At 66.1% G+C, this 4,364-nt stretch carries 6 protein-coding genes; 1 reads left to right on the forward strand and 5 read right to left on the reverse strand.

Features of this window, described 5'->3' with window-relative positions; genetic code table 11:
• Positions 1–97: 97 nt before the first annotated feature.
• Genes exbD through DBR20_RS05750 form a run of 4 tightly spaced genes read right to left on the reverse strand, consistent with a single transcriptional unit; the run spans position 98 to position 2,333 of the window.
• Complete coding sequence (gene exbD, locus DBR20_RS05735) at positions 98–523, reverse strand: TonB system transport protein ExbD (RefSeq protein ID WP_108265510.1); 426 nt, start codon at positions 521–523, stop codon at positions 98–100.
• An 8-nt stretch (positions 524–531) separates the two neighbouring features.
• Positions 532–1,260 carry a tonB-system energizer ExbB gene (gene exbB / locus DBR20_RS05740; protein ID WP_108265511.1) on the reverse strand — a complete coding sequence of 243 codons (729 nt, stop codon included), beginning with the start codon at positions 1,258–1,260 and terminating at the stop codon, positions 532–534.
• Positions 1,247–1,714: a YbaN family protein gene (locus DBR20_RS05745; protein WP_108265512.1), complete on the reverse strand. Its 468-nt coding sequence runs from the start codon at positions 1,712–1,714 to the stop codon at positions 1,247–1,249. Before DBR20_RS05745 ends, exbB begins: the two co-directional genes overlap by 14 nt.
• 31 nt (positions 1,715–1,745) lie before the next feature.
• Positions 1,746–2,333 carry a biliverdin-producing heme oxygenase gene (locus DBR20_RS05750; RefSeq protein ID WP_100460270.1) on the reverse strand — a complete coding sequence of 196 codons (588 nt, stop codon included), beginning with the start codon at positions 2,331–2,333 and terminating at the stop codon, positions 1,746–1,748.
• A gap of 107 nt (positions 2,334–2,440) precedes the next feature.
• Between DBR20_RS05750 and DBR20_RS05755 the strand changes: the two genes are divergently transcribed.
• Positions 2,441–2,698, forward strand: coding sequence for a DUF2789 domain-containing protein (locus tag DBR20_RS05755; RefSeq protein ID WP_108265513.1), 258 nt, complete (start codon positions 2,441–2,443; stop codon positions 2,696–2,698).
• Positions 2,699–2,976: 278 nt separating this feature from the next.
• Here the strand turns inward: DBR20_RS05755 and DBR20_RS05760 are convergent.
• Positions 2,977–4,364 (reverse strand): TonB-dependent receptor (locus DBR20_RS05760; RefSeq protein ID WP_146186953.1); only part of this gene is annotated, 1,388 nt, incomplete at its 5' end.

The following is a 4,364-nucleotide window of genomic DNA, read 5'->3' on the forward strand; positions in this document are numbered from 1 at the left end:
GGCGGCGTGCGCGACGCCCACCACCACAGCGTACCGATCAGCACCGCATGTGCCAGCAGCACGATCGCCAGGCTGGCTGCCCAGCGCTGCAGCCCGCTCATCGAGCGCCCTGCTCCAACCCGACCAGGGCGACCTTCAGGTAACCGGCACTGCGCAGAGCATCCAGCGTCGCCATCAGGTCTCCATAGGAGACGCGCTGATCGGCACGCAGGTAGAGACGCTGCGACGTATCGCCATGCGTTGCCGAGCGCAGCGCAGTGGCGAGGCCATCGCGCGCCACCGGCGCCTCGCCTACCCGCAGCGACAGGTCGGCCTGCACGGTCACATACACCGGCGCATTTTCTGTCGGCGTCGCCTGTGCACTGCTGGCGGGCAGCTGCACCGGCACCGACACCGTAGCCAACGGCGCGGCCACCATGAAGATGATCAACAGCACCAGCATCACGTCGATGAAGGGCGTGACATTGATCTCGTGGGCTTCTTCCGGGGTGTCATCGCGTCCGGATGCGGTCCTGATCGCCATGCCGTGCCTCAGTTCACTGCACGCAGCGTGCCTGCCTGTGCACGGCGTGCAGCCCGATCCAGATCACGCGACACCAGCTGCTGCACAGCTGCGGACAGATCGCCCAGCAGGCCGCGCAGGCCCGCCAGCACCCGGGTGAAGTGGTTGTAGACCAATACCGCCGGGATCGCTGCGACCAGACCGAGCGCGGTAGCCAGCAGCGCCTCGGCAATGCCTGGCGCAACCACGGCCAGGTTGGTGGTGTTGCTGTGGACGATGCCGATGAAGCTGTTCATGATGCCCCACACGGTGCCGAACAGGCCCACGAACGGCGCCACTGCGCCAATGCTGGCAAGCACGCCGATGCCACGACGCTGGTTGCGTGCAGTCTCCAGTTCCAGACGCTCCAGTCGTGACGCCACCCGCTCCTTGATCCCCTCGCGGTGATCAAGTTCCTGCGACAGATGCAGCTCGGTGCGCGCAGCATCCAGCATGGCGGCGGCGATGCTCTGCTGCAGTGCGGGCTCGCCGCCTGCAACCGGGAGGCTGGATGTCGACAGCAGCAGGCTTCGTGCGAGGCGCAAGGCGCGTGCCTGCCGTGCCAGCTCCCAGCCCTTGGCCAGCAGCACGGTCCAGGTGGCCAGCGAGGCTACAGCCAGGGCAATCATCACGCCCTTCACCACCACATCGGCAGCCAGGTACATGCCCCAGGGGGTCAGTGCGGGGGCGGCCATGGGAGCCAGATCAGCAGGCAGCATCGTCAGAGGTTCCATTGGAATCGGAAGAGGTGGTGCGACGGCGGGCAGCGCGCGGATCGGCGGCATCGTCCACGCCCACCAGCGGCGCAGGATCGAAACGTGGCGCCGGTCGACTCAGGACATAGCCGGCACTGACCGCAAAGAACAGGCCAACGCCCAGCAGCAGGCGCCATGAGGGATGGGCGCCCCAGTAGAACATCGCAAATCCCACCGCCATTCCCGCGCTGGCAAACGCCTTGCCCTTGCGCGATACCGCGCCCTGCTCACGCCACAGGCGCAGCGACGGGCCGTAGCGCGGATGGGAAAGCAGCCGCTGTTCGAACCTGGGCGAACTGCGCGCGAAGCAGCCCACCGCCAGGATCAGGAAGATGGTGGTCGGCATGACCGGCAGCAGCGCGCCGATCACCCCCAGCGAGACCATCAGCCAGCCGAGCGCGAACCAGAGCCAGCGCATCAATCGCGCGCCAGCACGCGGTGCAGCGACATCAGGAAAACTCCACTTCGACATGGCCGTGCACGCTGCGGAACGCGGCATCGGCGGCATCGATCACTTCCTGCTCCTGCGCCGGCGACAGCACCACTGCATCCAGTGCAGCAGTGAACTCGCGCCAGTGCCGCGCGGCGCCGTCGGGGTGTGCTGCCAGGTGACGCGCGCCGAAATCACGATCCAGGCCGAGCGCCGCCGCCATCTTGTAGAGCACGGTGCCGCCCAGGTTGGAGCCTTCGGCGACATACAACCAGCCCAACGCGGTCGGCAGCGGCAGGTCATTCCCGAGTGCGGCGATGTCCTCGCCCGGCAGCACCTGTTCCAGGTCCTGCAGGTCGCTGCGCACCTGCTGCAGGCGACGGCGTTCAGCCAAGTCCGGCAGCAATGCGTCCAGCGCCGGGCTGGCATACAACGCGTCGATGCTGCGGTGGAAGCGGTACTGCACGCGCAGGAAGCGAGCGAAATTGTTGCGGTCGGCAAAGATGTCGCCGGCCATGATGCGCTTGTCGAGGGCGCCATGGCTGTCGCGGGTGGCGGCCTTCAGCCGCACGCTGCGGCTGTCTTCGAGGGATGTCTGAACGGTCATCGGGAGTGCCAGGGAAAGCGTCCCCCTGTAGACGATCCCGACGAGGGTTCCCCCAACCCTGCTTGCGTCGATAATGCAGGTTCCTTTCCATTGCCAGGGCCCCACCGATGATCACCACCGAACCGCGCATGACCAACCTGTTCCTGCAGCTGGGTCTGGATGCCAGTGCCGAGGGCATTGCCCGGTTCATCGCCGACCACCAGCTGGCCGCCGGTGTGGAAGTGGCCGATGCCCCGTACTGGAACGAGGCCCAGCGCCAGTTCCTGGCTGAATCGCTGCAGGCCGATGCGGCGTGGACCACCGTGGTCGACGAACTGAACGAAGCGCTGCACGAAGCGGCGGTGAAGGCGGCGACCGGACGGTAAGCGCTTGGTGGCAGCGCTAGGCATGGCCCGGCGTTACCGTTGTATTGCGGATGATCCGCCGGGCATGGCCCGGCGCTACTGTTGTATTGCGGGTGATCCACCGGGCATGGCCCGGCGCTACCGTTGTGTTGCGGGTGATCCGCCGGGCATGGCCCGGCGCTACCGTTATGTTGCGGGTGATCCGCCGGGCATGGCCCGGCGCTACCGTCGTGTTGCGGGTGATCCGCCGGGCATGGCCCGGCGCTACCAGTAGATCCACGCCATGCGTGGATGGTTGATCAATACCGCCAGGTAAAGGCCAAACGCGCGGTCCGGCCAGGTGCGGGCATCACACCCAGCGCCAGTGGATCCAGGTAGTAGCGGTCGGTCACGTTGTCCACGTTCGCTTCCACCGACAACTGGTCGTTGAAACTCCAGCTCGCGAACAGATCCACCAGCGTGGTCGGCCGGTACAGCTGCTGGATCGCCGACAGGCCGACGTTCCATTCCTTGTCCAGCTTGCTGATCGGGCCAGCGTTGTGGACCACGCGGGTGCCGAAGGTCAGCCGCTCGTCGAACAGGCGCGAGCCCAGGGTCAGGTTGACCATGTAGCGCGGCGGGTTCTGGGTGTTGCTGTAGGAACCTTCGAAGCCACCATCCACGCAGTCCGGCGTGCCGATCAGTTCCTCGATCCTGCGCTGGACGCCGTACGCGCGACGTTCGGCAGCGATGTCCGGCGCGCAGGTCTTGGCCTTGAAGTAGTAGTGCGCCGACAGGTCGGCAAACACCTTGCCGCTGTCATAGCTGGACTGGAACTCCATGCCCGACACCTTGAAGCGATCGACGTTGCGGATCAGGCCGGCCGACAACGTGCGGTAGTCGCGGGTGATCAGGTCATCGATGCGGGTATCGAAGTACGCCAGCTTCAGCGCCAGGCGGTCACCGGCGGTGAACAGGTCGTGCTGGATCGTACTGGCGCCCAGTTCCCAGCTGTGCGCGCGCTCGGGCTTGAGTTCGTCCACCGGCTTGGCCGCAGTGAACAGGCCCAGCGTGGTCTCGAACAGGCTCGGCAGCTTGGTGCCTTCTGCGTACTTCAGGTAGACCATGCTGTCTTCGCTGAAACGGAAGGCCACGCTGGCGGTCGGCGAGAACGCGCTGTCACGACGGCGGATCGGCTGCGACCAGGTCCAGCTCACCGGCACTTTCAGGTCCTCTGCAGCGTCGGCGTCATAGAAGTTCCAGCCACCGATGTCGCCGACGGTGCCCTTCTTGTACGGCGAGGCCAGCAGAGACTCCTGGGTGAAGTTGCCGTTCGCGTCCGGATACCAGTTCAACAGCGCGATGCGCTTGGCCCGCCACGACGGCAGCGCGGGATTGCCGTTGAGCAGTTCGGTGTAACGGTACTGGCCCTGCACTTCGTAGGCATCGGGCGTGGCCAGGCGGTTGCGGTCATGCACGTCCACGCGGTTCCAGCGCCCACCCAGCAGCATCTCCCAGTGTTCGTCCGGTGCCCACTTCAGCGATGCCACCGCACTGTATTCCTTGCGCTCGGCATTGCGCAGGAAGCGGTTGTTGACCAGGTCGTCGTGCATGATCGGCCCGGAGCTGCCCGGGGCGATGTCCTCGTCGCTGTAGGACAGGCCGTAATCGAGGGTGAAGCGGCCGGCACTGCCGTCGAACACCGAGG

Origin of the sequence: Stenotrophomonas sp. HMWF023 (assembly GCF_003060985.1) — a bacterium.
In the GTDB taxonomy this organism is placed as follows: Bacteria; Pseudomonadota; Gammaproteobacteria; order Xanthomonadales; family Xanthomonadaceae; genus Stenotrophomonas; species Stenotrophomonas lactitubi.

What these genes read in the sequence shown, in the direction of transcription:
- exbD (WP_108265510.1), bottom strand. Translation starts at nt 523, where the DNA reads ATGGCGATCAGGACCGCATCCGGACGCGATGACACCCCGGAAGAAGCC.
- exbB (WP_108265511.1), bottom strand. Translation starts at nt 1,260, where the DNA reads ATGCTGCCTGCTGATCTGGCTCCCATGGCCGCCCCCGCACTGACCCCC.
- DBR20_RS05745 (WP_108265512.1), bottom strand. Translation starts at nt 1,714, where the DNA reads ATGCGCTGGCTCTGGTTCGCGCTCGGCTGGCTGATGGTCTCGCTGGGG.
- DBR20_RS05750 (WP_100460270.1), bottom strand. Translation starts at nt 2,333, where the DNA reads ATGACCGTTCAGACATCCCTCGAAGACAGCCGCAGCGTGCGGCTGAAG.
- DBR20_RS05755 (WP_108265513.1), top strand. Translation starts at nt 2,441, where the DNA reads ATGATCACCACCGAACCGCGCATGACCAACCTGTTCCTGCAGCTGGGT.